This window comes from Variovorax sp. NFACC27 (assembly GCF_048301545.1).
GTDB lineage: Bacteria > Pseudomonadota > Gammaproteobacteria > Burkholderiales > Burkholderiaceae_C > Variovorax > Variovorax gossypii.
In genome coordinates this window covers 5274020-5298709 of the sequence record NZ_CP157613.1, presented here as the reverse complement: position 1 = coordinate 5298709, position 24690 = coordinate 5274020, and the positions used below count along the sequence as shown (strand labels likewise).

26 protein-coding genes are annotated in these 24690 nt (G+C 69.1%); 7 read left to right on the top strand and 19 right to left on the bottom strand.

Annotated elements, in window-relative coordinates; translation table 11 throughout:
• Position 1: 1 nt before the first annotated feature.
• The 6 genes from ABL840_RS24780 to ABL840_RS24755 all read right to left on the bottom strand — a co-directional run bounded on the left by ABL840_RS24780 (position 2) and on the right by ABL840_RS24755 (position 6329).
• Positions 2–964 carry a DnaJ C-terminal domain-containing protein gene (locus ABL840_RS24780; RefSeq protein WP_093306563.1) on the bottom strand — a complete coding sequence of 321 codons (963 nt, stop codon included), beginning with the start codon at positions 962–964 and terminating at the stop codon, positions 2–4.
• Between the two features lie 55 nt (positions 965–1019).
• Entirely contained in the window at positions 1020–1664 is a 645-nt protein-coding gene (locus ABL840_RS24775) for a histidine phosphatase family protein (protein WP_093200870.1), read from the bottom strand.
• Positions 1665–1687: 23 nt separating this feature from the next.
• Positions 1688–4090 (bottom strand): acylase, encoded by a 2403-nt coding sequence (locus tag ABL840_RS24770; RefSeq protein WP_093306562.1) that lies wholly within the window; start codon positions 4088–4090, stop codon positions 1688–1690.
• Positions 4091–4184: 94 nt separating this feature from the next.
• A complete protein-coding gene (locus ABL840_RS24765) occupies positions 4185–4766 on the bottom strand; it encodes a glutathione S-transferase family protein (protein WP_093200865.1) in 582 nt (193 codons plus the stop codon).
• A gap of 54 nt (positions 4767–4820) precedes the next feature.
• Positions 4821–5459 (bottom strand): CDP-alcohol phosphatidyltransferase family protein, encoded by a 639-nt coding sequence (locus tag ABL840_RS24760; RefSeq protein WP_093306758.1) that lies wholly within the window; start codon positions 5457–5459, stop codon positions 4821–4823.
• A 123-nt stretch (positions 5460–5582) separates the two neighbouring features.
• Positions 5583–6329, bottom strand: a complete 747-nt coding sequence (locus ABL840_RS24755; protein ID WP_093306560.1) for a glutamine amidotransferase — start codon at positions 6327–6329, stop codon at positions 5583–5585.
• 108 nt (positions 6330–6437) lie between these two features.
• Between ABL840_RS24755 and ABL840_RS24750 the strand changes: the two genes are divergently transcribed.
• Genes ABL840_RS24750 through ABL840_RS24740 form a run of 3 tightly spaced genes read left to right on the top strand, consistent with a single transcriptional unit; the run spans position 6438 to position 7692 of the window.
• Positions 6438–6911: a DUF4124 domain-containing protein gene (locus ABL840_RS24750; RefSeq protein WP_093306558.1), complete on the top strand. Its 474-nt coding sequence runs from the start codon at positions 6438–6440 to the stop codon at positions 6909–6911.
• A gap of 10 nt (positions 6912–6921) precedes the next feature.
• Positions 6922–7398: a ribonuclease HI family protein gene (locus ABL840_RS24745; RefSeq protein WP_093306556.1), complete on the top strand. Its 477-nt coding sequence runs from the start codon at positions 6922–6924 to the stop codon at positions 7396–7398.
• Between the two features lie 45 nt (positions 7399–7443).
• Positions 7444–7692, top strand: coding sequence for a DUF3297 family protein (locus tag ABL840_RS24740; protein ID WP_093200855.1), 249 nt, complete (start codon positions 7444–7446; stop codon positions 7690–7692).
• A 13-nt stretch (positions 7693–7705) separates the two neighbouring features.
• Here the strand turns inward: ABL840_RS24740 and ABL840_RS24735 are convergent, their stop codons facing one another.
• The 7 genes from ABL840_RS24735 to ABL840_RS24705 form a co-directional block, all read right to left on the bottom strand.
• The gene (locus ABL840_RS24735; RefSeq protein ID WP_418116001.1) at positions 7706–8725 is read right to left on the bottom strand and encodes a DUF2272 domain-containing protein; all 1020 of its coding nucleotides are present in this window, start codon (positions 8723–8725) and stop codon (positions 7706–7708) included.
• Between the two features lie 71 nt (positions 8726–8796).
• Positions 8797–9573, bottom strand: coding sequence for a DeoR/GlpR family DNA-binding transcription regulator (locus ABL840_RS24730; protein WP_093200852.1), 777 nt, complete (start codon positions 9571–9573; stop codon positions 8797–8799).
• A 158-nt stretch (positions 9574–9731) separates the two neighbouring features.
• Positions 9732–11963: a phosphocholine-specific phospholipase C gene (locus ABL840_RS24725; protein WP_418116000.1), complete on the bottom strand. Its 2232-nt coding sequence runs from the start codon at positions 11961–11963 to the stop codon at positions 9732–9734.
• 15 nt (positions 11964–11978) lie between these two features.
• A complete protein-coding gene (locus ABL840_RS24720; RefSeq protein WP_093306554.1) occupies positions 11979–12167 on the bottom strand; it encodes a hypothetical protein in 189 nt (62 codons plus the stop codon).
• A gap of 72 nt (positions 12168–12239) precedes the next feature.
• Positions 12240–14330, bottom strand: coding sequence for a LamG-like jellyroll fold domain-containing protein (locus ABL840_RS24715; RefSeq protein WP_418115999.1), 2091 nt, complete (start codon positions 14328–14330; stop codon positions 12240–12242).
• 246 nt (positions 14331–14576) lie between these two features.
• Positions 14577–15113: an SRPBCC family protein gene (locus ABL840_RS24710; protein WP_093306552.1), complete on the bottom strand. Its 537-nt coding sequence runs from the start codon at positions 15111–15113 to the stop codon at positions 14577–14579.
• 61 nt (positions 15114–15174) lie between these two features.
• Complete coding sequence (locus tag ABL840_RS24705) at positions 15175–15522, bottom strand: ArsR/SmtB family transcription factor (RefSeq protein ID WP_093200844.1); 348 nt, start codon at positions 15520–15522, stop codon at positions 15175–15177.
• A gap of 174 nt (positions 15523–15696) precedes the next feature.
• Between ABL840_RS24705 and bla the strand changes: the two genes are divergently transcribed.
• A complete protein-coding gene (gene bla / locus ABL840_RS24700; RefSeq protein ID WP_093306550.1) occupies positions 15697–16584 on the top strand; it encodes a class A beta-lactamase in 888 nt (295 codons plus the stop codon).
• A 27-nt stretch (positions 16585–16611) separates the two neighbouring features.
• Here the strand turns inward: bla and ABL840_RS24695 are convergent, their stop codons facing one another.
• The gene (locus ABL840_RS24695) at positions 16612–17499 is read right to left on the bottom strand and encodes an amidohydrolase family protein (protein WP_418115998.1); all 888 of its coding nucleotides are present in this window, start codon (positions 17497–17499) and stop codon (positions 16612–16614) included.
• A 58-nt stretch (positions 17500–17557) separates the two neighbouring features.
• On the bottom strand, positions 17558–18013 hold the full coding sequence (locus ABL840_RS24690) for a hypothetical protein (RefSeq protein ID WP_093306547.1): 456 nt from the start codon (positions 18011–18013) through the stop codon (positions 17558–17560).
• A gap of 257 nt (positions 18014–18270) precedes the next feature.
• On the opposite strand from ABL840_RS24690, the gene ABL840_RS24685 reads away from it, so the two are divergent.
• Together ABL840_RS24685 and ABL840_RS24680 are read left to right on the top strand one after the other, a co-directional pair.
• Positions 18271–19473, top strand: a complete 1203-nt coding sequence (locus ABL840_RS24685) for an NAD-dependent formate dehydrogenase (protein ID WP_093306545.1) — start codon at positions 18271–18273, stop codon at positions 19471–19473.
• Between the two features lie 18 nt (positions 19474–19491).
• On the top strand, positions 19492–19980 hold the full coding sequence (locus tag ABL840_RS24680) for an HPP family protein (RefSeq protein ID WP_093306544.1): 489 nt from the start codon (positions 19492–19494) through the stop codon (positions 19978–19980).
• Positions 19981–19984: 4 nt separating this feature from the next.
• Here ABL840_RS24680 and ABL840_RS24675 read toward each other — a convergent pair whose 3' ends face one another.
• Positions 19985–20899 carry a LysR family transcriptional regulator gene (locus tag ABL840_RS24675; RefSeq protein WP_093306542.1) on the bottom strand — a complete coding sequence of 305 codons (915 nt, stop codon included), beginning with the start codon at positions 20897–20899 and terminating at the stop codon, positions 19985–19987.
• 149 nt (positions 20900–21048) lie between these two features.
• Between ABL840_RS24675 and ABL840_RS24670 the strand changes: the two genes are divergently transcribed.
• Positions 21049–21555 (top strand): hypothetical protein, encoded by a 507-nt coding sequence (locus ABL840_RS24670; protein ID WP_093306540.1) that lies wholly within the window; start codon positions 21049–21051, stop codon positions 21553–21555.
• A 15-nt stretch (positions 21556–21570) separates the two neighbouring features.
• Here the strand turns inward: ABL840_RS24670 and ABL840_RS24665 are convergent, their stop codons facing one another.
• From ABL840_RS24665 to ABL840_RS24655, 3 genes are read right to left on the bottom strand one after another with little or no spacing between them, the layout of a single operon-like run.
• Positions 21571–22488 carry a bestrophin family protein gene (locus tag ABL840_RS24665; RefSeq protein WP_093306539.1) on the bottom strand — a complete coding sequence of 306 codons (918 nt, stop codon included), beginning with the start codon at positions 22486–22488 and terminating at the stop codon, positions 21571–21573.
• Positions 22489–22524: 36 nt separating this feature from the next.
• Positions 22525–23148, bottom strand: a complete 624-nt coding sequence (trhA, locus tag ABL840_RS24660) for a PAQR family membrane homeostasis protein TrhA (protein WP_093200824.1) — start codon at positions 23146–23148, stop codon at positions 22525–22527.
• Between the two features lie 31 nt (positions 23149–23179).
• Entirely contained in the window at positions 23180–24616 is a 1437-nt protein-coding gene (locus ABL840_RS24655) for a glycerophosphodiester phosphodiesterase family protein (RefSeq protein ID WP_093306537.1), read from the bottom strand.
• Positions 24617–24690 lie beyond the last annotated feature (74 nt).

Sequence of the window (24690 nt, the reverse complement as noted above, 5' to 3'; positions counted from 1 at the left end):
CTCAGACTCCCAGATGCTGGCGTGGATGGAAGGATGCGGTGGCTTGAGCCAGCTGCTCGTAGGCCTTGCGTGCATCGTCGCCGTCGGCGGGCGGCAGCGCGATGTCGATCAGCAGGTACAGGTCGCCCGGCGTCTTGCCCGCGAGCCCGCGACCCTTGAGCCGCAGCTTCAGGCCGCTGCGCGCATTGCGCGGCACCGTCACCTCGACCACGCCGCCGGTCGGCGTGGGCACCTGCACCTGCGCGCCCAGCGCGGCCTCGGTGGGCGTGACGGGCAGCGTCATGTACAGGTCGCGCTCTTCCACGCGGTAGAGCTTGTGCGGCGCGATGCGCACTTCGAGGTACAGGTCGCCCGCGGGCTCGCCGCCGTGGCCCGGCATGCCTTGCCCGGCAAGGCGGATGAACTGGCCCGGGTGCACGCCCGGCGGGATCTTCACGCTGAGCGTGCGGTTGGTCCACTGCGGATGGCCCTGCGCGTCGAGGGTCTGCGCGCGCAGCGTGATCTCGCGCTCGGCGCCGTTGAGCGCGTCTTCCAGCGTGATCTCGATGGCCGCATGGTGGTCTTCGCCGCGCGCGCGGAAGTTCTGCCGCGCGGCGCCGCGGCGCTCGGCCTCGCCGAAAAGCGACGAGAAGAACTCGCTGAAGTCGGCATGGTCGGCCGGGCCCTGGCGTGGGCCGCGGTGGAACTCGAAGCCCTCGTCCCAGCCGGGCGGCGGGCGGAAGTCGCCCTCGGGGCTGCCGCCGCGCGCGACGCGGTCGGCCAGCGCGTCATAGGCAGCGCGCTTTTCCTTGTCGCCCAGCACGTCCTTGGCCTCGTTGATGTCGCGCATGCGCTGCTCGGCATCGGGCTCCGTGCTGACGTCGGGGTGGTATTTGCGGGCGAGCTTGCGATAGGCCTTTCGCACGTCGTCGTCGGACGCGGTGCGGTCGATGCCCAGAGCGCTGTAGTAGTCCTTGAAGTCCATGGTGCGTGATGGTTCGTTGGGTGGACGGCATCGCGGTCAGGAAGGTCCCGGGCGGCTAGGCCAGGGCTGCATCGCCGTCGGCATGCCGCAGCAGCGGCGTAACGGCCCATGTGGGGCCGCGGCGCTCGAAACGCAAGGGCTGGGCGTTGCCGAGCAGGCCGAGGTCGACGGGCACGCCCAGCAGGGCGGCCAGCGCGTAGAGCGTGCCGCCGTGCGCCACCACCAGCGCCGGTGCCGGCAGCCGCAGGGCGGTGTCGATGGCTTCGCGCGTGCGCGCGACGAACTGCGTGAGCGTCTCGCCGCCCTCGGGCTCGCAGGCCCAGTCGATGTTGGCGGACGAGGTGCCGATGAGCGCGCCGAAGTTGCGCTCGCGCAGCGTGGCCTGCGCGGCCGGCACGAGATTCAGCGCGGTGGCGACCGCGTAGGCGGTGTCGTTGGCGCGCCGCGCGTCGCTGCACACCACGGTGCGGATCGGCTCGCCAGCCAGCAGCGTGGCGGCGCGCGCCGCCTGCTGCAGGCCCAGCTCGCTCAGGGGCTCGTCCACCGCCTGGAAGATGCGCAGCGCGTTGCGGCCCGTCTGGCCATGGCGCAGGAAGTAGAAGTGGTCGCAGTCGGGCGAAAGCGGTTGCGTCGCCGCGATGCGGATCAGCTCGTCGAGCCCGTTCGGGCTCTTGTGGGAAGTGGCGGTCTGTTGCGACATGGATGGACTGGTGTCAACTGCTGTCAGTACGCGAGCTGCAGCGGCGTGCCCTCGCGCTGTGCCCGCACGTCGGCGGGGTGGAAGGGCAGCGGATGCCACTGCTTGGCCGCGAACAGCGGCAGCTGGTCGTAGGCGCGCGGCGAAGCGAGGTCGCTGCTCTGGCCGTAGGTCAGCAGGCCCTGGGCGACCGGGCCGTTGGCATCGAAGGTCACGACCTGCATGTAGCTGCTGCCGTAGTTGATGTTGTAGCCCTTGGGGTCGATCAGCGACTGGCCCTGCGACTCCAGCTTGTTGAGCACGCCCTCGAACTCGTCGCCGCCGTGCAGCGCGATCTTCTGGCCGCGCACCAGGCGCGACTGCGGCACGCCCAGTGGCACGTCGGCCGCGAAGCCGGCGGTGCGCAGGATGCCGACGGCATCTCCCAGCGCCTTGAAGACGGCCTCGCGCGTGGCCGGCGTGGCCATGTCGAGCCCGGCCGGCGTGGCCACGGGCTGCGCGGGGTCGAAGGGCACGCGCCAGACCTTCGGGATGTCCTTCGTCTTGCGCCAGAACTCGCGGAAGAGCGGCGCGCCCTTCGAGTCGGCATTGCTGGTGCGGTCCCAGGCGGAGAGCACGCGGCAGCCCAGCGCCTGGTCGGCGGTGAGCGCGCCGCCAGCGGCGCTGCAGGCGGCCTGCAGGTCGTTCATCACCAGCATGCCGGCGAGGTTGCGGTCGCGGAAGATCACGCTGCGCAGTTCGGCCGCGCCCATGCGGTTGCCGGGCAGGCCGTCGCTGCCCGCGAGCCGGCCGCGGATTTCCATGATCCCGCTGCGCGTGCGCAGCCGCTGCGGCACGCCCACCGGGCCCACCAGCGGCGAAACGCCCGCCGCCGGCGCGACGTCGGGGTTGCTCAGCCAGAAGCTGTCGTTGCTGTTCTGAACGTAGTCGGGCGTGACGAGCACCGGCATGCGCGCCGGCGGGATGATGCCCGGCGAAGCGGCCGCGCTGTCGCGGTTCCAGGCGCAGGCGCCGCGCGAGCCGTCGAGCACCGCCAGCCCGGCCGCGTTGAGCAGAGCGGCGGCGGCGGGCGAGGGCGCGCAGCTCTTGAGCATGTCGGCCGACACGTCGGGCACCACCGACAGGTCGGCATACATCGCGTTGCCGTTGCGGTCGGCCGCGATGGTGTTGATCCACGGCATGCCCTGGTTGCCCATGGCTGCGCGCAGCTCGGCCACGTTGCGGGCCTGCGCCATCTTCATCCAGGCCTCGGCGGAGCGCACGTTGAGCGTGTTGGCGTCGCGGATGGCGTAGGCCTTCTGCGCGGTCCAGCCCAGGCCGGCGCGCGGCAGCGAGATCACCGGGCCCCAGTCGGTCGAATAGAAGGTGTGCTGCACCGGCGGGGTGCTGCCGCCCGTCGCCGCGGCGGGCAGCGTCACGGTGCGCGCGACCATCTTCCTCGGCCGGCCGTCGACCAGGTACACCGTCGGGTCGGTGGGGTCTAGCTTCAGCTCGTACAGCGTGAAGCGCTTGCCGGTCGAGACGGTGTGGGTCCAGGCCACGTCCTTGTTGAAGCCGATGGCCACCACCGGGCTCAGGCCGCCGGTGGCACCCATCACATCGAGCTTGCCCGGGATGGTGAGGTGCATCTGCCAGAAGCGGTTGGTGCCGTTCCACGGGAAGTGCGGGTTGCCCAGCAGCAGGCCTTTGCCGTCCGGCGTGGCGTTGCGCCCGAAGGCCCAGCCGTTGGAGCCGAGCTCGCCGCCCTCGGGGTTGGCGTTGAAGCTGTGGCGGCCGATCTCGGCGACCGCCTCTTTCAGCTCGACCGGTGCGGCGCCGGTCTTCGCACCGGGCGCGGGCGGCACCGCGGCCAGCACGGCGCCGGCCAGCGCGCCGAGGCCGCCCTGGATCATCGACATCTCGGTGGCGCGCGACAGGTCGGAGGCCGTCATCGGGCGCACCCAGGGCTTGCCGCGGCAGGCTTCGGGAAGGCCGTTCGGTCCGGCATCCTGCAGGTAGCGGTTGTAGCCGGCGACGTAGCCGCGCAGCGCGGCCTGCACGTCGGGGCTGGTGGTGGCGCCTGCGCGTGCCAGCGCGGCGTCGTCCATGTGGTAGCGGATGAACAGGTCGATCTGCGCGTTCGGCGCGCGGCCCAGGCCCAGGTCTCCGGTGTTCTGCGCGCCCAGGAACTGCGAGCGCTCGCCGCGCAGCGTGAGCAGGTGCTCGGCCGTCTGGCAGACATTGTCCTGCGCGTGCGCATAGGCGCTGCCGTACGCCAGGCCTTCGTAGTCGGGCGCGGTGACGTGCGCGATGCCGAAGGTGGTGCGCTCGATGGTCACGCTGCGCGCGCCGGGCGGCGGCGTGCTCGCGCAGGCGGCGAGCAGGGCGGCCAGGCCCAGGGAAAGGGCCGTGAGCGGAAACCGCGAAGGCGTGGCGTTCTTCGATGTCATGCGGGCGTCTCTCTTCTTGGAATGGAACAAGGAAGCCGATTAAAGGACGTGCCTTCGCCGCGCGTTGTCACCAGCGCGGCACGCCGCGCCGCGCTCAGCCGAACCGCATGGCCTTGGGGCGGGCCTGCAGCCGGTCGATGTAGGCGTCGATCTTCGGGCGGTTGGTGCGGCCGCCGAATGCGCGGTGCCAGATGAACATCGAGCCGATCATCACGTCGGCCGCCGTGAACTGCGCGCCGAACAGGTAGGGGCCGTAGCGCAGCTCGCGCTCGACCGCATCCTTGGCCGCCTCGAAATGGGTCCAGCCGCGCGCGCTGTTGTTGCTGCGGATCTTCAGGATGGCGTCGCCCATCGAGGGCTCCAGCTGCGCGGTCGAATAGACCATCAGCGACAGGTAGCGGCCCCGCTCGGGCGAGCCGAGCGGCGGCGCGAGCCGCTTCTCGGGAAACTTCTCGGCCACGTACAGGCAGATGGCGGCGTTCTCGAAGACGCGCGCCTGGCCGTCGACCAGCGCCGGCAGCTTGCCCGCCGGGTTGATCTTCAGGAACTCGGGCGTCTTGTGGGCCTTGTCCTTGATGAGGGTGGTCACGATCTCGTAGTCGACGCCGGCTTCGTCGAGCATCCACTTGGCGACGTGGGAGCGGCTGTGCGGGTCGAAATACAGCTTCATGGTCATGGGCGTGTCTCCTGCGGTCTTCTTGCGGTCTTCTTGAGATTGGCGGTCGATCGGTCAGAACTTCGGGATGCGCAGCGTCTTGCTGATCATGAGCGTGCCCGAGAGCGCGAACAGCAGCGCCAGCGGATGCAATTGCCACGGCCCCACGACCCAGGCACCTCCCCACAGGTCGGCGCCGATGTGGCCCTGCCAGGCGGCATACGCCAGCACGCCCACCAGCACCACGCTGGTCGGGATGGGCGTGCCCTCGAAATACTTCACCTTGTCGGAGCCGGCCGAAAGCGCCTCGGCCGTCACGTTGAAGCGCGCGAGCCGGCTCACGCCGCAGCAGACGAAATAGACCAGGATGGCGCAGTCCCAGCCGCCATTCAGGCCGGCCGCGAAGCCGAGCGCGGCGGGTGCCACGCCGAAGGAGATCACGTCGGCCAGCGAGTCGAGTTCGCGCCCGAGGGCGGACTGCGTCTGGCGCCAGCGCGCGATGCGGCCGTCGAGCACGTCGAAGACGAAGGCGGTAGGCGCGAGCGCGGCCGCCCACAGGAACTGCGCGAGCGACTGGCTCGCCATGAATGCCATCGCCAGGAACACGGCGCCCACGCCGCTGGCCGCGTTGCCGAGCGTGAACGCGTCGGCAAGATGGAACTCCCGGATCATCGAAAAATGCTTGCGGGCCGGCACGGGGGAAGGGGTGGTCATGAAAGGGAAGAAAAGGAGCTGGCGGGCGGCCAATGGACCGCACCATAACCGAAGCGGCGAGCGTAGCCTGTAGTCGCGATCCGACGCGCGGGCGCCGCCTGTCGGACGGATTTCAGGGGGCGGTCAGGCGACGCCGTGGCGGGTCTCGACGATCCGCGCAAAACGCCCGAGCAGGCTGGCGGCGGCATCGGTGTCGACCACGCGCTCGCGCATCGCGACCGGGTCGGCGCCCTTGGACGCCAGCTCGCCGGCCAGCATCTCGATGTAGCCGCGCATGGCGTCGGCATCGAACTCCGGGTGGAACTGCACGCCCCATGCATGCCCGCCGACGCGGAAGGCGTGAATCGGCTCGTGCTCGTTGCCGGCCAGCCGCACGGCGCCTTCGGGCAGGCGCAGCGCGCTCTGCCAGTGCACTGCGTGGGCCGGGAACCGGGCGGGCAGGCCGTTCAGCAGCGGATCGGCGGCGGCTGCCGCCTCGTCGAGGCTGACGGTGACGGTGCCGACCTCCGCGCCGAGCGGATGGTCGCCAGCCTCGCCGCCGAGCGCGTGCGCGAGCAGCTGGTGGCCGTAGCAGATGCCCAGCACCGGCGTGTCGAGTGCCACGACCTGCGCGAGCCAGGCGGCGGTGGCCTCGCTCCAGGGCTCGCGGTGCGACACCATCGCATGCGAGCCGGTGACGACCACCCCCGACACCAGGGCCGGGTCGGGCAGGGCGTCGCCGCGGCGCGGATCGACCACCAGCAGGGGCAGCGCCTGCACCCCGAGCCCGTCGGCGATCCAGTGCTCGAAGTCGCCCTGCCGCGCGCGCAGCGCTTCGAAGGTGCTTCCGAGCTTGACGATGACGAGGGGATGCGGTCGTTGAGTGTCCATGCCGCGATCATGCCGCAGGTGCACAACGGGCCCGCAGCGGCTACAGTGGGTGACCCGGGGCTGTTCCCGGGATTCCGACCTGACTGCGACTCCGCCGAGAACCAATCGATGCGCACCCTGGCTGCTTCCCTCGCGATCTTCGCCGCGGCGCTTGGCGCGCAGGCGGCGGAGGTGGTGCGCTGCACGGATGCCAGTGGGGCCATCTCGTACACGAACGTCGCCTGCCCGCCGGGCAGCAAGCAGTCGCGGCAGGTGTCCATCCTCGAATCGCCGCCGACCGATCCGGCGCGCCGCGACTATTCCGCACCGCAGCAAGGCTCCGCGCCACCTGTCGTGCCGCCCAGCCAGGTGGCGGGCAATCCGCCGCCCTCGGGGCCGGCCATCATTCCGCGCTATCCGGCCGAGACGCAACCGCAGGCCGCGGCCGATCCGCCGGGCGTCGTCATCCTGAGCCCCGATCCGTACTACGACGGCGTGCGGCCCATCCGCAGGCCACGGCCGCCGCATGCGCAAGACCCCGGCCCGCCGCCCGGGCAGCGCCCTTGCCAGAACCTGGCGGGCATCAAGCGCTACAACTGCTGAAGAAGGCCGGATGAGTGGTGCAGAGGAGACCGGGGCCGGCAGCCCTGCGTGGACCGTCTATTGCGACGGCAGCGCCATGCCGAACCCGGGTCGCATGGGCATCGGCGCGGTCATCACCGCGCCGGACGGCAGCCGGCACACGCTGTCGCAGGCCACGCACACCACCGGCTGCAACAACGAAGCCGAACTGCTCGCATTGACGCTCGCGCTGCACGACCTGCGCGAGCGCGGCGCGAAGGCGGTTCGGGCCTACAGCGACAACAGCATCCTCGTGGAGCAGCTCGGAGCGGCCGGCGGCCAGGCCGTCGCGCCGATCGTGCGGCTGGCCGGCCTGTTCGACGAAGCTCGGGCCCTGCTCGGCAGCTTCGACGACGTGCGCGTGCACTGGATTCCACGCCACCGCAACGGCGAGGCCGACGCGCTGGCACGTGCCGCGCTGGGCTTTCCGCCCAAGCCGCCCGCGCGGCGGCCCAGGAAGCGCCGATAGGCGCCGGCAGGGGCCGGCTCCCGGGAGCCCCTATCATCACGCGCCATGACAGAAGCCACTTCCCGCCCACCTCTTCCCGACCACCTCTCCATCGACCCGCGCAGCCCGCACCACGTGGCCGCCGCGTTCGAGCACGACATCGGCATCCGCTTCAACGGCAAGGACCGCCTCGACGTCGAGGAATACTGCATCAGCGAAGGCTGGATCAAGGTGCCCGCAGGCAAGACGCTCGACCGCAAGGGCAAGCCGCTGCTGCTCAAGCTCAAGGGCACCGTCGAGGCCTACTACAAGTAAGCCCACGTCTCCATCAACGCCACTGCAGCAGCAGCGACCAGGGCTGGCGGCTCATGTGGCGATCGACGCACCCGGGCGCACCCGGCGTGCATCCCTCGGGCAGGTAGCTCGGGTCCAGCCAGCGCGTGCCGGGCGCGAAGTCGAGCCGGCGCCGCGTGACCGACTGCAGCACGTTGCCGCCCACCGTGTCGAAGCCAGTGGCATCCACGGCCACCACCACGTCGCAATGCATGGGCAGCGACTCGCCGCCGGTGTCCCGCGCGGCAAGAACTTCCCCGATCTTGTCGAAGGTGTCGAGCCCGGCGCCCGCGCCGCGCGCCTGGCAGACCAGGTCGCCGACGCGCGGCGGCGTGCGCGTGAGGTCGCAAGCACGCAAGGCATAGCGCGGATTCCGGCCCGCTGCCTCGTCGATGCCGACCTGCCACGCGGCCCCCGCGTAATCGGCATGCGCCTCGGAAAACACGAACTCGTCGTCCGCCAGCCCGGCCTGTCGCGCCAGCCAGCTGACGAAGGCGGCGGACCATGGCGTATCGATCACCGCGACCCGCGCGAGCGCGACCTGCACGGCGCGCAGTTCCACCGAATCCAGTCCCTCGTCCGGACCGACGCCCATGCCTTGCAGGCGTCCGGCCGTCGCCTCGTTGAGTGCCTGCATCAGCAGATGACGGTCGGCAGGGCGCAGGGCGCCGAAGCGCACCTGCGAGGGCAGGCGTGGATCGACGGCCTGCCAGTAGCCCAGCACCCGTTGCCATGGCGCCAGGCCCGGGACCGTGCGACGCGTGTCTTCGGCCTCGGAGTCGCCGGCTTCGGTCATGCGGCCTTCGGCATCCATCGCCTGGCCGCCGAAGGCTTCGTGCTCCCGCACGGCGAAGGTCGCCATGGCGAGTGCGCGCGAAGGCGAGGGGGCCTGCGTGGCCGTATCGAGGCAGCTCGATGCTGCGAGTGCCGTGACGGGCGCGAAGGCGAGCCACAGCGTGCCGAGCAGCGCGGCAACAGTCGGTAGCGGAATGGAGGAAGGCAAAGGTCGCGGCATGTGGTCGCGCAGCATAGCCCGATGGCCGTGCGCGGACCGGGCCGGCGTCACGGCCCGTTCATCGCGGTCGCTCAGGCCAGGATCACCCGCTCGCAGGCCTTGCGCAGCCCCGAAAGCCCCGGCAGCTCGCGCGCCTTCGCGTCGGTGACCACGACGTCGATGTCCGCCGTGCGCGAATAGGTCACGCGGCTGGCCTGGCCGATCTTCGCGTGGTCGGCCAGCAGCACCAGCTGCTGCGCCTGCTCGGCCATGGCGCGTGCCACCGTGGCCTCGTGGTGCTCGAAGCTCATGGCGCCGTGCTTGGCGTGCAGCCCCACCGGCGACAGCAGTGCGACGTCGGCACGGTAGCGGTGGATGGCCTCGACCGTGGTGTCGCCGAAGGTGGCCTGGGTCTTCACGTCTATCTCGCCGCCCAGCAGGATGGTCTGGTTGCCCGTGAGCCGGCCTTCGCCCGCGCCCGCGAGCTTGAGCGCGATGCTCACCGAGTTGGTGATGACGGTCATGCCGCTCAGCGTGGCGAGTTCCTCCGCGCAGATCGACATGGTGCTGCCCGCGTCCATGAAGATGGTCTGCCCCGGCTGGAGCAGGGCGACCGCAGCCTTGGCGATGGCGCGCTTCTCGCGCTGCCGCGCCACCAGCCGCACCGCGAGCGGCGGTTCGGGCTCCGCCCGGATCGAGATGGCGCCGCCGTGCACGCGGCGCAGCTCGCCCAGCCCCTCGAGTTCGAGCAGGTCGCGGCGCACCGTTTCGCGCGACACCGCGAGGTCCTGCACGATGCGCTCCACGCTGAGACGGGAGAAGGTGGCCAGCAGGCTGCGGATGCGCAGGAATCGTTCTTCTTGGAGCATTGGATGCGGCGTATGAAAAATGAAAAGGGCGGCGTCAGTTCGACGGCCGCCCCGGTCTGCATGTGTGTCGGGCAGGCACGGGAAGTCCGCGCCATTTTGCCGTTGCTCGTGCCGCCGGCCAGCGCCCCGATGCGGGCGCCGGCGCGGCCGCCGTGCGCTCAGAGGTCGGCGAGGCCCATGGCCGGATCGCTCACCGAGTGCCTGCCGGTCTCGACACGGCCGGCAAAGCGGCGGTAGAAGGCCGGGTCGGCATCGCAGGTGACAGCGAAGTCGTACCACTGGCCGCTGCTGGCCAGCACCCACGCCTGCTCGGCCTTGGCGCCGCCGGCCACGGTGGCAGTCCACGGGCCGTCGTCGCGGTAGGCCTTGGCGCGCACCGTGAACTTGCAGTTGCCGCCGCCGCCGTTGAGCATTTCCACAGAGACGTTGCCGTTGGTCACGTCGTAGCACACGCGCACCTCGGGGTTGGGCGCGCCGCCGGCGCGAAGCCTGTTGAGGTCGCCCTTGAAGTGGCGGTGGAAGCCGTTCGGGCCGAGCACCCACAGGTCGTAGAAGCCGCTGTTGTCGGCGGCGGGGTTCCAGGTGTCGTCGAGCTGCTTGCCGGGCTCGACCATGTAGCGGCGCGGCAGGCGGTCGAGGTTGAGCTTGTCGTAGACGTGGAAAACGGCCGCGGCCTTGCCGCTGTTCTTGAAGATCAGCCGCATCTGGCCGTTGATGGCGTCGGCGCGTCCGCTCACGTGCAGCTCATAGGGCAGGGCGCGCGAGGGGCGGGTGCCGGTGGCCTGGCGCGGCAGTTGGGGGTCGAGCGGCAGTGCCACCTGCGCCAGCGCCTGCTGGTCTGCGCGCAGCTTGTCGGCGTCGGTCCGGGTGGTGCGTCCGGTCAGCGTGGGCAGTGCCTCGTTGTTGGGCGTGGCGAAGTTGAACGCGCTCGTGAGGTCGCCGCACACCGCGCGGCGGAACGGCGAGATGTTGGTCTCCTTCACCCCGAAGCGTGCTTCGATGAAGCGCAGCACCGAGGTGTGGTCGAAGGCCTGCGAGTTGACCCAGCCGCCGCGGCTCCACGGCGAGATGACGTACATCGGCACGCGCACGCCGGGGCCGTACACGCGTCCATCGGGCGCGGGCTGGCTGGTGGTGCCAGGCGGCTTCGGGTGCGTGAAGCGCTCCACTGCGAGGTCGGCCTCGGGCAGCGTGGTCTTGCCGGCCATCGTGCCGTCGGCGTTGAGCGAGGGCGCCGCTGGCGAGGGGTAGTGGTCGAAGTAGCCGTCGTTCTCGTCGAAGTTGATGAGAAGCGCGGTCTTGCTCCACGCGTCCGGCACGGCGGTGAGGGCGTCCAGCACTTCCTGGATGTACCAGCCGCCCTGCACCGGGCTCGACGGTCCGGGGTGTTCCGAATAGGTGGCAGGCGCGACGATCCACGACACCTGCGGCAGCTTGCCGTTCTTGATGTCCTGGCGGAACTGCTCGAGGAAGCCGCCGTCGGGCATGGTGTTGGCGATGCCCTTGTACAGCGGGTTGCCGGCATCGTCGCTGGCCGGGTCGTAGGCGGGCGACGCGGCGCCGTTGCTCACCGGCTTGCCGGAAGCCTCATTGGCCTTGCGGTATTGCTTGAAGCCGGCCAGCGGGTTGTCGGTGAAGTTGTCGGGCATGTTCTGGTAGATGAACCAGCTGACCTTGGCTTCCTGCAGCCGCTCCGGATAGGTCTTCCATTCGTAGCCTTCTGTCGAGGCACCGATGTCGTCCCACTCGTTGACGACCGAGGCCACGCCCGCGACGCCGGTGCCGACCTGGCCCGAGGGGCCGTTGGTGCCGGTCCAGTGGAACATGCGGTTCGAGTTGGTGCCGGTGTGCATGCTGCAGTGATAGCCGTCACACAGCGTGAAGGCGTTGGCCAGCGCGAACTGGAAGGTGACTTCGGCTTCCTTGAAGTAGCCCATCGACGGGTTGTTCTTGTAGCGCGGCCATTGGTAGGCGCGCCCGCCGTCCCAGGCGTTCTGGCCATCGTTCCAGGAGTGCGGCGTGCCGCTCACGCGCTGCGCGTTGCCTTTGCGGCTGTCGAGGTGGTAGGGGAGGATGACCTTGCCGGTCGCATCGCTTTGCTGCCACACGTTCAGGCCCTTGGGCAGCGGAATGGTGAAGCGGTCACCGAAGCCGCGCACGCCCATCAGCGTGCCGAAGTACTGGTCGAACGAACGGTTCTCCTGCATCAGGATGACGATGTGCTCGACGTCCTTGATGGTGCCGGTCGCGTTGTTGGCCGGAATGGCGAGTGCGCGGCGGATGCTTGGCGGAAACGCGCTGAGCGCGAGGGCGGCCGCGCCCGTGGTGGCGGTACCGGTGAGGAATTTGCGACGGGAGTTCGTCATGGGCTTGTTGTTCTGGTTGGACATGGGGTGTGGCTCGGCTCAGGGTGCGCAGCTCTTCACGGGAGCGGCGCCGGTGTCGGGTTGCGTCGGCGTGGTGGGCGTGGTCGGGGTCGTCGGCGTGCCGCCGACGAAGCCGCCGCCACCACCGCTTCCGCCGCAGGCGGAGAGGGCACAGGCAAGGATGAGCGCGGACGCGAGGCGCGCGCTGGAGAGAGCTTGGATTCGCATGGGAGTGGTCCTCTTGTTTCGTTGTGGCCTCGGGGGCTCTTGGGCTGGGGGTGATCGGGGGTGATTGGGGATTTACGGGAGCGTCGACAGCGGCTGGCCCGACTTGAAGATGCTGTTGAGCTCGTCGCTCGTGAGCGCGCGGTTCCAGATCGCGAAGTCGTTGAAGTCCATGGCGCCGCGCGGCGAGGAGGTTTCGCGCTGGTAGTAGAGGCCGGTGCCGTCCTCGTTCAGGCCCAGGCCGTTGCCCAGGCCGCCGAGCTTGTCGACCAGTGCGGTCGTGATGGCGGTGCTGTTCGTCTGCATGGTCCTGGCCGGATCCAGCACGTAGCCCCGCATCGTGAGCGCGGTCTTGTCGATCACCACCGCCACGTAGGCCCACTGGCCGGCGCTCAGGCTGTAGCCGTTGCTGTCGGCGCGGGCGCTGCCCGTGCCCACGTTGAAGCGGATCTCGCAGCTGCCGAACAGGCCGATGGCCAGGCCCGCGTTGCCGCCGGTGGTGTAGTTCTTGTTGCCGATCACCGTGCCGCCATTGCTCACGCCCTGGCTGCAGGTGTTGTCGGTGCGCATCCAGAAGCCGATGGTGAAGGCGGTGACTGCCGGGTTGGTGGTGACGTCGTTGTTCTGCACCAGGCGATAGCCGGCCGTGCCGCCGGCGTTCTTCACGGTGCTGTCCACGCGCAGCGCCTTGGCCTTGTTGGGTGCCACGAAGCCGTCGTCGACCAGCGAGCCGCCGTTGGCGTCGGCTGCCCAGGGGCCGAGCGTGGATGCGTTCTTCGCGTCGACGGCAGGCAGCGCGTCGAGTGGGTAGTAGTTGACGAGTCCGTTCGCCAGCGTCGGCGCGAGCGTTACCGGAGCCTCGGGCTTGACGTAGGCGATCTGCGCGAACAGCGCCACGCTGGCCTCGCCGCTGACGAGCGTGTACTGGTAGCCGTAGACACCGTCGCTGTCGGCCACGATGGGATCGGTGTAGGTGGTGGTGCCGGCCGGCAGCGTGGTCACCAGCTTGCCGTCGCGCAGCACCTGCACCGGTGCAGTGGTGGTGCCTGCGAGCGTCCACGACAGCACGATGCTGCGCTTGTCCGCTCCTGTCTTTGCAGACAGCCCGCGCAGCGACGTGGAGGCCTGCAGCGCCTGGCCGTTGAAGCGGTAGTCGGCAGCGGCGGGCAGCGCGCCTAGATGGCGCAGCACGGTCGGCGCGATGTCGGTGGCCGCGGCGAGCGAGAGCAGGGCGGCGTCGGTGGGAGCGGCAGCGCCGACGCCGGGTTGCGCCGCAAGCGTCCTGTTGCTCGCGATGAAGATGGTCTTGCCGTCGTTGTCCTGCAGGCCGGAGGCGCTGCCAAAGGCATCGAGGCCGTGGCCGGTCGTGAGGATCACGAGCCAGTCTTCCTTAGGGTCGTTGGCGGTGCGCTGAGCGATGCGCGCGAGCAGCTGGCCCACGCCCGCGGCGGTGTCGGCGATCGCGCGCTGGTAGGCGTCGCTCTTGAGCCCGTTGCCTGCCGCCGCGGCCGGTGCGCCGTACTGCGCCACCAGCAGGTCGTAGCCCGTGTCGATGAGCTGCGCGGTGCGGTCGGTGACGCAGGCATCGGCACCCGCGCAGTCGACGGCGCTGTCCACAGTGCCGGTTTCGTTCGCGAGCAGCAGCGGGTAGAGCGCGCCCGAGGTGACGGATGCCGTCTTGTAGCCGGCCGCCTTGTTGTTCTGCCTGGCGAGCGCGAAGACCGAGGGTGCGAGCTTGACATCGATGCGCTGGTCGGCCGTGTCCCAGCGAACGCCGTGGCGCTGTGCCCATGTGCCGGTCAACAGGGTGGCCCAGCCAGGGCCGTCGGTGGTGCGTTGTTCGCTGGGCGTTCCGTTGGCGCCGCCGGTCCAGGCCGGCGAGAGGCGCAGCGACTGCAGGGCCGGCACCTTGTTCTGTGCCATCGCATCGCGAAGCGCCGCATGCGTGAGGCCGTCGATCTCGACCACGAGGGCCTTGGGTCCGCTCTTGCCCTGGTTGGTGGTCGGGGCGGGGTTGCTGCCTCCGCCACCGGGCGACGGCGAGCCCACGGGCGTGAAGCCGATGCCCCCGCCGCCACTACCTCCACCGCCGCAGGCGGCGAGAAGCAGCAGCGCGCAGATGTTTCCTGCCGCCCACACGCCGCGCGTGTTCGTTCCTCTGGTCATGTTTCCCTCGAAGTCTTGAGATGCGCGCCCCTCGGCCATGCGAGGGGCCGTGGGCATTCATCTGCGTTTTTGCAGATCGGTGCATTTGCAACAAAACGCACAAATGCTCTGAATGCCTCAGATATTGCGGTTCGCGGGTGACAACGGTTTGACAGGACCGTGAAGGTTGATGACCAATAAAAACGGGGCCCGAAGGCCCCGTACGAGAGAAACGCAGATGAAGGTGAAGAGAGCGAGCGCGCAGGCTCAGTGGATATGCGCCTCGTACTCCTGGCCGATCGCGACGAGATTCGTCCAGAAGCCCTGTGGCCTGCCGCCAGCCAGCGTTTCGATGAGCACGTCGACATGCGCATGCCAGCCGCTCGCCACGCTGAGCATGCCCTTGCGGTTGGCCAGACGGCTGTGCGTGAGCACGAGCCGCGTGGTGTCGCCCTGCGGCGTGAGTTCGAAGGTGACTTCCGACGGCGTCGCGCCGCCCTCGTTCCAGCTGATTGCCAGCAGCCTGGGCGGCTCCACCCGCAGGAGCCGCGACTTCTGCAGGATCGGCTCGCGGCAGTCGGCAAAGCGATCGGGCGCCACTTCACCGGTGAGGCCGGTGTGGTCGAAGCGCAGTTCGAAGAGTTCGCCCGGCGCTCGCGGCAGCGCGCCGCCGGCCAGCCAGGTGGCGCGCTTGTCGGAGTCGGCGAGATAGGCCCACACGCGCTCGATGGGCGCCGGGAGGACGCGTTCCATGCGCAGGGTGGTGGAGTCGACCTGGGTGCCCAGGCTTTGCTTGGTCGTCATTTGCGGATGCTCCTTGGGTTGGATGGGGAGAAGACGTCGTGGCGGAAAAAAACTGGAAAGCTCATTTGCGAGGCTGCGAATCGCGCCGCAGCTCCTGCTCCAGCGCATCGAGGCGATTGCTCCAGAAGCCCTCGTAGTAGCGCAGCCACATGTTCGCCATGGCCAGCGCCGCGGGCTCCAGCCGGCAGACGTGCGCGCGGCCCTGGACGGTGCGCGAAACCAGCCCCGCGCGCTCCAGCGTCTTCACGTGCTTGGACGCCCCTGCGAAAGACATGTGGAAAGGCGCGCCGAGTTCGCCCACGCTGCATTCGCCGTGGGACAGGAGCTGCAGCATCGTGCGGCGCGTGCTGTCGGCCAGGGCGTGGAACACGGCGTCGAGCCGTTCGTCTGCGAGTTCTAGTTCAACCATGAGGTTGAATATAGATGCGTTCCAGTCAATGCTCAACTGTTCGGTTTAATAACCCTGCCCGTTACACCGGATACACCCGGGACGGGAAGCGCCGGCATGAGGCTGGCCCGGGGCAAGGGGCGCTCCTAGGATTCGCTCCGTTCCATCCACTCGCAGAAAGAAAGAGAAAACGAAATGACATCTCCCGTCCAGCGCCGCACCCTGTTGCTTGCCGCCTCCGTCCTGCCGCTTGCCGGCGCCTGCACAGCGTGGTCCGGCACGGGCTCCCAGTCTTCCGCCGAAGCGCAGCTCGCCGAGCTGGAGCGCACGTCGGGCAGCCGCCTGGGCGTGGTCGGCTTCAACACCGGCAGCGGCGCGCGCGTGCAGCACAGGCCGCACGAACGCTTTCCGCTGTGCAGCACCTTCAAGCTGATGCTGGCGGCCGCGGTGCTCGAGCGCAGCACCAAGGATGGCAGCCTGCTGTCGCGCAACCTGAGCTACGGCAAGAGCGACCTGATCGACCATTCGCCGATCACCGAGAAGCATGTCGCCACCGGCATGACGGTGGCCGCCATGTGTGCAGCGACCATCCAGTACAGCGACAACGCCGCGGCCAACCTGCTGCTGAAGGAGCTGGGCGGCCCCGCTGCCGTCACGGCCTTCGCGCGCGGCATCGGCGACCAGGTCTTCCGGCTCGACCGCATGGAGCCCGAGCTGAACACCAGCATCCCCGGCGACCCGCGCGACACCACCACGCCCGCCGCCATGTCCGACAGCCTGCAGCGGCTCGTGCTTGGCGACGCACTGGGCGCGGCACAGCGCGACCAGCTCAAGACCTGGCTGCTGGGCAACACCACCAACACCGAGCGTTTTCTGGCGGGCGTGCCGGCGGGATGGAAGGTGGGCGACAAGACCGGAGCGGGCTCGTACGGCACCACGAACGACGTCGGCGTGCTGTGGCCGCCCGCCGGTGCGCCGATCGTGCTGTCGGTGTACCTGACCTTTCCCCGCAAGGATGCGAAGGGGCGCAACGACGTCGTTGCATCGGCGACGCGGATTGCGGCAACCGCGCTGGCCGCCTGACGACCGGCCCGGCGGCGCGGCGGGCGTTCAGCGCAGGCCGAACAACCCGGCGGCGTTGCCCCAGGCGATGCGCCGCGCCACGTCGTCGGGCAGGTCGCCGAGCCAGGTCCGGTAGCCGCGCATCGTCTCGTCGTAGGCGCTCCAGCGCTGGTTGACCCAGGTGTCGGAGCCGACCATGAAGCGCTCCGGGTACTTGAGGATCAGCGCGCGCCATTCGGGGCACAGCCTGCCGCCTTCGCAGGTGAGCCCCGGCCGGTAGGAGAGTTCGCCCATCAGCAGCGGATATCGCTCCAGCAGCGCCTGCACCCGCTCCACCGGCGTGCCGCCGATGCCCGTGTGGGCCCAGATGAGGCGCAACGACTGTCCCTTCGACGGCGCGTTCGCCATCAGCAGTTCGACCGCCACGTCGTCGACGTGCGCGAGCACCGCCAGCTTCTCCTTTTCCGCCAGCACGATCAGCTTCTTGGCCACCGGGCCGTTGGCATTGGCGCTGTCGTACAGGTGGAATTCGCCGAGTCCGCGATAGGGGCCGCTCGCGGTGCCGCGCGCGAGCTCGGTCTGCACCATCTGGTAGATGGTCTCGTCGCGGAACCAGTTGGTGTAGTCGTCGCGGTTGCGGTAGAGGCGCACGAAGGGCACGACCGTCACGCCGGCGGCGCGAGTCTCGCGCGCCGCGGCCAGCGTCTGCGTGCCTGCGTTCGGGCGCGAGTTCGCGATGATCGCCTTGACGTTGTTGCGCTGCATGCGCGCGAGCGCCTCGGCGGGCGGGAAGGGGCCTGTGTTGCCGTCCCAGGCTTCCTGGTTGTAGTGCAGGTGCGTGTCGAAGAGCGGGCCCGTGTAGTCGCCCTGCGTCCCCTGGGCGAACGCCGTGCCGGCGGCCAGAAGCACGGCAATGGCAGGTGCGATGGCTCTCATGCATACCCCTCGTGATGGAAGGAGCCGGATTATCCGGCCGGCCATGAAGCCTTCGGCGCTAGAGCCTTTTCCAGATGAGGCCATCGGCGGAGCGATAGGTGCCGCCGCTGGCGCAGCAGCCGCCGGCACCGAAGGCACGTCGACCGAGCCTCGCCGTGACCTGTCCCGCATCGAAGCTCAGCGACTGGCGCTCGCACGAGGTCGGGAACGGATAGGGCTCCGGGGCCAGCACGCTCTTCCATTCGAGTCGGCCTTGCGCGGTCTGCTGGACCCGCAGGACTTCGCAATCGTGGACGACCAGATGAACCGCCCGGCCCGCCAGCGTGCCCTGGAACACCTGCTCGGGAGGTGCAGTGCGGATGGCGATTTCTTCCGCGCTGGGCTGCGTGGATTGCGTCGGCGCGGAAGAGCCGATGCGGTCGCAGCCGGCGAGAAGGCCGGCCATGCCCGCGATGGACAGGAACATGGCGCCGGCCGGGCGGGCGATGCGTTGAATGATGCTGTGCGAAGTCATGCTGGGCCGTCAGACTACCAGTGCCGCCGTCTGCGCGGTGGGCATCGTGGTGCTGGCGTTCAGGGACGGCAGGAAGGAAGCCTGACCGGCCACCGCCTCCCGTGCGCGACGTGGCCTGATAAGACAGGCCTATCACACGGTCGAATCAAACGATTGGCACCCGGAGCTCCATCCGGGAAACATGCGTTCCAGGCAGCGGCACTGCTGTCGAACAAGGCACGTCATCCGGCGCGCCATTCAAACCAGGAACCAAAGACATGGCCAAGATTGTTTGTGTGCTCTACGACGACCCCGTCACCGGCTACCCCAGGACCTATGCCCGCGACGACCTGCCGCACCTGGAGCGCTACCCCGACGGGCAGACGCTGCCCACGCCGCGGCGCATCGACTTCCAGCCGGGCACGCTGCTGGGCAGCGTCTCGGGCGAGCTGGGCCTGCGCAAGTATCTCGAATCGAACGGCCACGAGCTCGTGGTCACCTCCAGCAAGGACGGCGCCGACAGCGTGCTCGATCGCGAGCTGCACGACGCCGAGATCGTGATCTCGCAACCCTTCTGGCCCGCCTACATGACGGCCGAACGCATCGCGAAGGCGCCGAAGCTCAGGATGATCGTGACCGCCGGCATCGGCTCCGACCACACCGACCTGCAGGCCGCGATGGACCGCGGCATCACGGTGGCCGAGGTCACCTACTGCAACAGCAACAGCGTGGCCGAGCACGTCGTGATGATGACGCTGGGCCTGGTGCGCAACTACATCCCCTCGTACAACTGGGTGGTGAAGGGCGGCTGGAACATCGCCGACTGCGTGGCCCGCTCCTACGACCTCGAGGGCATGCAGGTGGGCACCGTGGCGGCGGGTCGCATCGGGCTGCGCGTGCTGCGCCTGCTCAAGCCCTTCGGCGTGAAGCTGCACTACCTCGACCGCCATCGCCTGCCCGAGTCGGTGGAGAAGGAACTCAACCTGACCCACCACACCAGCCTGGAGAGCCTGGCGAAGGTGTGCGACGTGGTGACGCTGAACTGCCCGCTGCATCCCGAGACGGAGCACATGATCAACGCCGAGACACTGAAGAAGTTCAAGCGCGGCGCCTACCTGATCAACACCGCGCGCGGCAAGCTGTGCGACCGCGACGCGATCGCCGCGGCGCTGGAAAGCGGCCAGCTCGCGGGCTATGCGGGCGACGTGTGGTTCCCGCAGCCCGCGCCGGCCGACCATCCGTGGCGCACGATGCCGAACCACGGCATGACGCCGCACATCTCGGGCACCAGCCTGTCGGCGCAGGCCCGCTACGCGGCGGGCACGCGCGAGATCCTGGAGTGCTATTTCGAGAACCGGCCTATCCGCAACGAATATCTGATCGTGCAGGGCGGCAAGCTGGCCGGCGTGGGGGCGCATTCGTACAGCGCGGGCAACGCGACCAAGGGCTCGGAAGAGGCCGCGCGCTTCGCGAAGAAGTAGGCAGGGAAGGACGCCCGCGTGCCTCTTTTCTCCTCTGCGAGCACGGCGAAGGCCGCGGGCGTGTCGCGGCGCGGCCGGGTCGCCGGCATCCTGCTGGCCGGCCTGGGCGCGTTCGCGGCGCTGGCCACCGTGGGCGCGCTGGCAGCGACCACGGGCCATGCGTGGGTACTCGGCTCCTTCGGCGCATCGTGCGTGCTGCTGTTCGGCTTTCCGGATGCGGCGTTCTCGAGGCCGAGGAGCGTCATCGGCGGGCACCTGCTGTCGTCGACGATCGGCCTGCTCTTCCTCCACTGGCTGGGGCCGGGTTGGATGGCGATGGCTGCGGCGGGGGCTTGCGCAGCCATGCTCATGATGGCGACCGACACGGTGCATCCGCCTGCCGGCAGCAACCCCGTCATTGTCTTCCTGTCGCAGCCGGGGTGGGACTTCCTGGTGCTGCCGACGCTGGCCGGCGCATGCCTGCTGGTCGTGATCGGCAGGCTGTACGGCAGGGCCGTGCGAAGGTGAGCGTTCAGGGCTGAGGCAGGAAGCCGTCCACCCAGCCCTGCAGGTCGAGCTCGCGGAACTGGCGCATCGCCGCATCCAGCAGCGGTGCGCGCGGCAGCTGTCCCGAGAACACCAGTCCGATGTCGCGCTGGAGCTGCGGCACCATCGGCACCGAGAAGAGCTGCTGCGCCAGCTCCGTCAGGCACAGCACGCTGTGCGGCAGGATGCTGTAGAGCCCGGCCCGGCGCACGTGCGCCCACAGCGCGGTCATGGAGTCGGTCTCGACCTGCGGCACGGCCTCCACGCCCGCGGCCGCGAAGGCCGCGTCCATGCCGCGCCGGCACTGCATGTTGGTGGTGAAGAGGCAAAGCGGAAAGCCTGCGGCTTCCGACCACGACATCGATGCGACGCCTTCGAGCATCGACTTCTCGGCCGCGACGAACACATAGCGCTCGCGGAAGACAGGCAGCGTCGCGAAGGCGTCGAGCCGTTCGTCGTCGAGGTAGCTGAGCCCCAGGTCGAGCTCGAAGCCGCCGATCTTGCGCAGGATCTCCGTGGCCGACAGCGTGTAGATCTCGTGCCGCATGCGCGAGTAGCGCTGCAGGCAGCACTGGGTGAGCATCGGCACCAGCGGCAGGGAGGCAGGAATCACGCCCATGCGCAGCGTGCCGACCGGGTCGTCCTCGCTGGCGCGGGCGTCCTGGCGCAGGTTCTCGCAATCCGCCAGCACACGGCGCGCCCATGCGAGCACGCGTTCTCCGTCCTTGGTGAAGCCCTCGAAGCGCCGGCCGCGCTGGACGATGACGACACCCAGCTCCTGCTCGATGCCGCGGATCGCGCCCGAAAGCGCGGGCTGCGACACGTTGCATGCCGCGGCGGCGCGGCCGAAGTGCTTTTCCTGCGCGAGCGCGACGACGTAACTCAGCTGTCGGATGAACATAAGTCGGGCAAGGCTGCCATCACTGTATTCTTATGAATATAACGAAACGAGAATATCCGGATGCGCGCGATATGTGAAAGTGGATCGCGCCTACCGGGTTCCTGCCGAAAGATCCCGCCCATCCGTCAACCGAACACATGGAAGCGACGATGAACACAGATGCCGTTGCAAGCCCCGCACTCCGCGAATCGCCTGTGGGTTCATCGTTCCTCACGGGGAACAGCGTGCTGGAAGTCCTGGGCTTGATTCCGCGGCCGGGCTCCTTCGCGCTCGAAGCACTCGAAGGGCTGCCGAGGCACGACCTGGGTCCCACGCAGGTGCTGTGCTATTCGGGCCGGCCCGTGGCGCAGGTGGACAGTTATGCCGGCGCGCGTCTCATCGACCTGCTCGATGCCTGCGGGCTCTCGGAGAGGCCGCGCTCGGAGCTCAAGCGCTGCGTGGTGGTCGCGCGCGGCGACGACGGCTACCAGGCCATCTTCAGCTGGAACGAGCTCTACAACAGCGCCATCGGCGAGAAGGTGCTGGTGCTCTACGAGAAGAACGGCGAGGCGCTGGATGCGCACCTTGGCACGATCTGCCTGATCTCCGCCGGCGATTCGCGCCTGGGGCCGCGCCACTTGCGGGGGCTGCGGCAGGTGGCGGTGAAGATGCTCTGAGCCGGGCAGGCCCGTTCAGGTCTGCAGGTAGTCGGCGGGTTCGGCCCCGGCCGACGGCTCCGGCTGGTGCTCGCCCAGCATCTCGCGCAGGGTCGACTCGATGGTGCGCGACATCGCATCCAGCGCCAGGTCGTTGGGCTGCGTGCCGAAGGGCTCCTCGATCTCCGCGCCCAATGCTTCCAGCGCGAAGAAGGTGTAGGCGATGAAGGCGACCACCACCGGCGTCATCGGGCCGATGGCATCCACCAGCCCGAAGGGCAGCAGCATGCAATACAGGTAGATGGTGCGGTGGATGATGACGGAGTAGGTGAACGGTATCGGCGTGCCCGCGATGCGCTCGCAGCCGCCAAGCGCTTCGGTCAGGCGCCCCAGCGGGAGCTCCATGGCCTGCACCAGTGACGGGTCGAGCCGGCCTTGCCTGCGCTGGTCGCGTATCCATTCGCCCACCATCAGCAGCAGCATCGCCGGCTTGAAGCGCGCGGTGCGCAGTCGGGCGCAGTCCTCGTCGGGCAGCAGGCGGGTCAGGTCGGCCGCCGGATCGGTGCCGCGCAACTGGTGGCGAAGCGCATGGACGAAGGCTATGAGGCGCATCGCGGCCGTACGGGCTTCGGAAGGGCCTTCCGTGAGGGTCAGTGCCTGCCGGACCAGCGCACGGGTTTCGTTCAGCAGCGTGCCCCACAGCGTGCGGGCCTCCCAGAAGCGTGAATAGCTCGTGCTGTTGCGAAAGCCCAGGAAGATGGCCAGCGTCAGGCCGATGAGCGAGAAGGGCACGAAGTTGAGCGGCACCTTCCACTGGAACAGGCGGCCGTGCAGCACCGTCACCAGCACCGCGAAGGCGGTGGTCCACAACAGCTGTGGCGCGATGTCCGACAGGACGGAGCCGCGCCATACGAAGAGCATGCGCAGCCAGTGGGGGCGGGGTCGGACGATCATCGGTCGGCGATTATCTCCGCGACCGGCAGCGGGGAGCTAAAGCACGAACCAGCCCACCGCCACGTAGTGGCTCGTCGTTCCCGCGAGCACGAACAGGTGCCACGCCCCGTGCGCATGCCTGAAGCCCGACCGGTTGCGATAGAACACCGTGCCCGTCGTGTAGAAGGCTCCGCCGATCAGGAGCCACATCAGGCCCTCCGAGTCGAGCCGCGCGGCCAGCGGCGCGGCGGCCAGCACGACGAGCCAGCCAAGGCCGATGTACAGCGGCAGCGAAGGTTTCTTCGGCATGCCGTTCCTCGCCGGCATCAGCTCGCGCCGGATGCCGAAGAGCGCCACGCCCCAGATCGCCGCCAGCAGCAGGCAGCCCCAGAGACCTTCCATCGTGACCAGCGCGAAGGGCGTGTAGGTGCCCGCGATCAGCAGGTAGATGGCGCAGTGGTCGGCGCGCTCCCAAACGCCCTTGAGGCGCCCTCGCGTGCTGTGGAAGAGGGTGGAGGCCGCGTAGAGCGCCACGGCCGAGAGCGAGAACACCAGCGCCCCCGCGATGCGCGCGGGGTCGCCGGTGGGCACGGTCTTCACGAGCAGCAATGCCATGGCCGGCAGCGCGAGCACCAGGCCCAGCAGATGGCTGTATCCGTTGAGCCGTTCGCCTGGGTACATCGCCGTGCTTTGCCTTGCCCGCCGCGGCGCCTCAGCGGCCCGTTTCCTTCAGGTAGGTCTTGCGTGCCGCGAACGCCGTGTTCGCGAAGTCCGAAAACACGCCGTCGATGCCGGCGCGGAAGTAGGCAAGGTACTCGGCCGTCGGGTCGCCCTTGTACACGCCCGCCAGGTACTTCGCCTCGTTGCGGAAGGTGTAGCTGTGCACGAAGAGGCCTGCCTTGTGCGCGTCGGCGATCAGGCTGGTGGGCTTGATGGTGTTCACGTCGGCCAGGCCCTTGCCCGCGACGAAGGGCACGATGGTGTGCGCCATTACCTGCGGCTTCCAGGGGCCGATTCCGTCGGCATAGGTCTTGACCTCGGCCAGGCCGGCGGGCGTGAGCATCTCGCCGAACCACTTCGGGTTGCCCGCCAGCGTCCAGCTGTAGGGGCGGCCGTCGACGAAGGTGTAGACGTCCTTGGTGACGTAGATCATCTCGCCGGTCTGGTAGTTGACGTCGTTGCCGTCCACCAGCTGCACCGCGCGGGCCTTCATGCCGGCCGAGCGCAGGTACTTCAGGCTCTCGGGCTCGAAGCTCTGCACGAAGATCGGCGCGTCCTTGCGGTTGAGGTCGTTGAAGTTCATGACCTTCAGCAGCGCGTCTTCCAGCGGATGGCTGCCCGCCGGGCCGCAGCCGTTGGCGATGGCCTGCGCGTTGTTCCAGATCGGGTTCTTCGTTTCCGGATACACGGTGAGCGTGCGGCCGGTGGCGGCGCTCTTGGCCTTGGCGATGTCGATCAGTTCCTGGAAGCTGATGATCGGCAGCTTGCCGTTGAGGTCGGTGGGGCGCTGGTCCTTGGCGTCGTAGGTGGTGCCACGGATCCACTGGCGCAGCTCGTCCATCGTGAAGTCGGTGATGGACCAGTCGTTGGTGTGATCCTCTCCGTCGACGATGAGCGACTTGAGCACCGACTTCGGATCGTTGGGGTCGGTCAGGTCGCTCAGGTACTGGGCCGGGCCGTTGGCCTCGATGGGCGGGTACTTCACGTTGACCAGCACGCCGGGCACGGTGCGCTTGCGGCCCGCGACCGTTGCGTTGGTCTGGGCGACGTCGGCGATGTTGGTGTTGTCGCTCAACCAGGGGTTGTGGCGCGCGACGAGCACGCAGTCCTTGGTTAGATGCAGGTCGGTCTCGAGCGAATCGGCGCCGGCATCGGCCGCGGCTTCATAAGCAACCTTGGTTTCCTCGGGGTACAGGCCCGGCAGGCCGCGGTGGCCGATGACCAGGGGCACGGAGCCGTCGAGCGTGCCCAGCGGCGCGGGAGCGGGGGGAGCCGGCGTTGGGGCGGGGGCCGGTGCGGGCGGAAGGACCGGAAGCGAGATGCCTCCTCCGTTGCCGCCACCGCAGGCGGCTATCACCAGGCTGCCGCCGATGGCTGCGATGGTGGCGAGAACGGGACGGGGCGCGGGCGCAGGAACGCTCTTTTTCATATGTGGTTTTCAGATGTTGTTGAAAGAGAAACGAAGGCGGCCGGATGCTAGGTTTGCCCCGTGACGGGACAGTG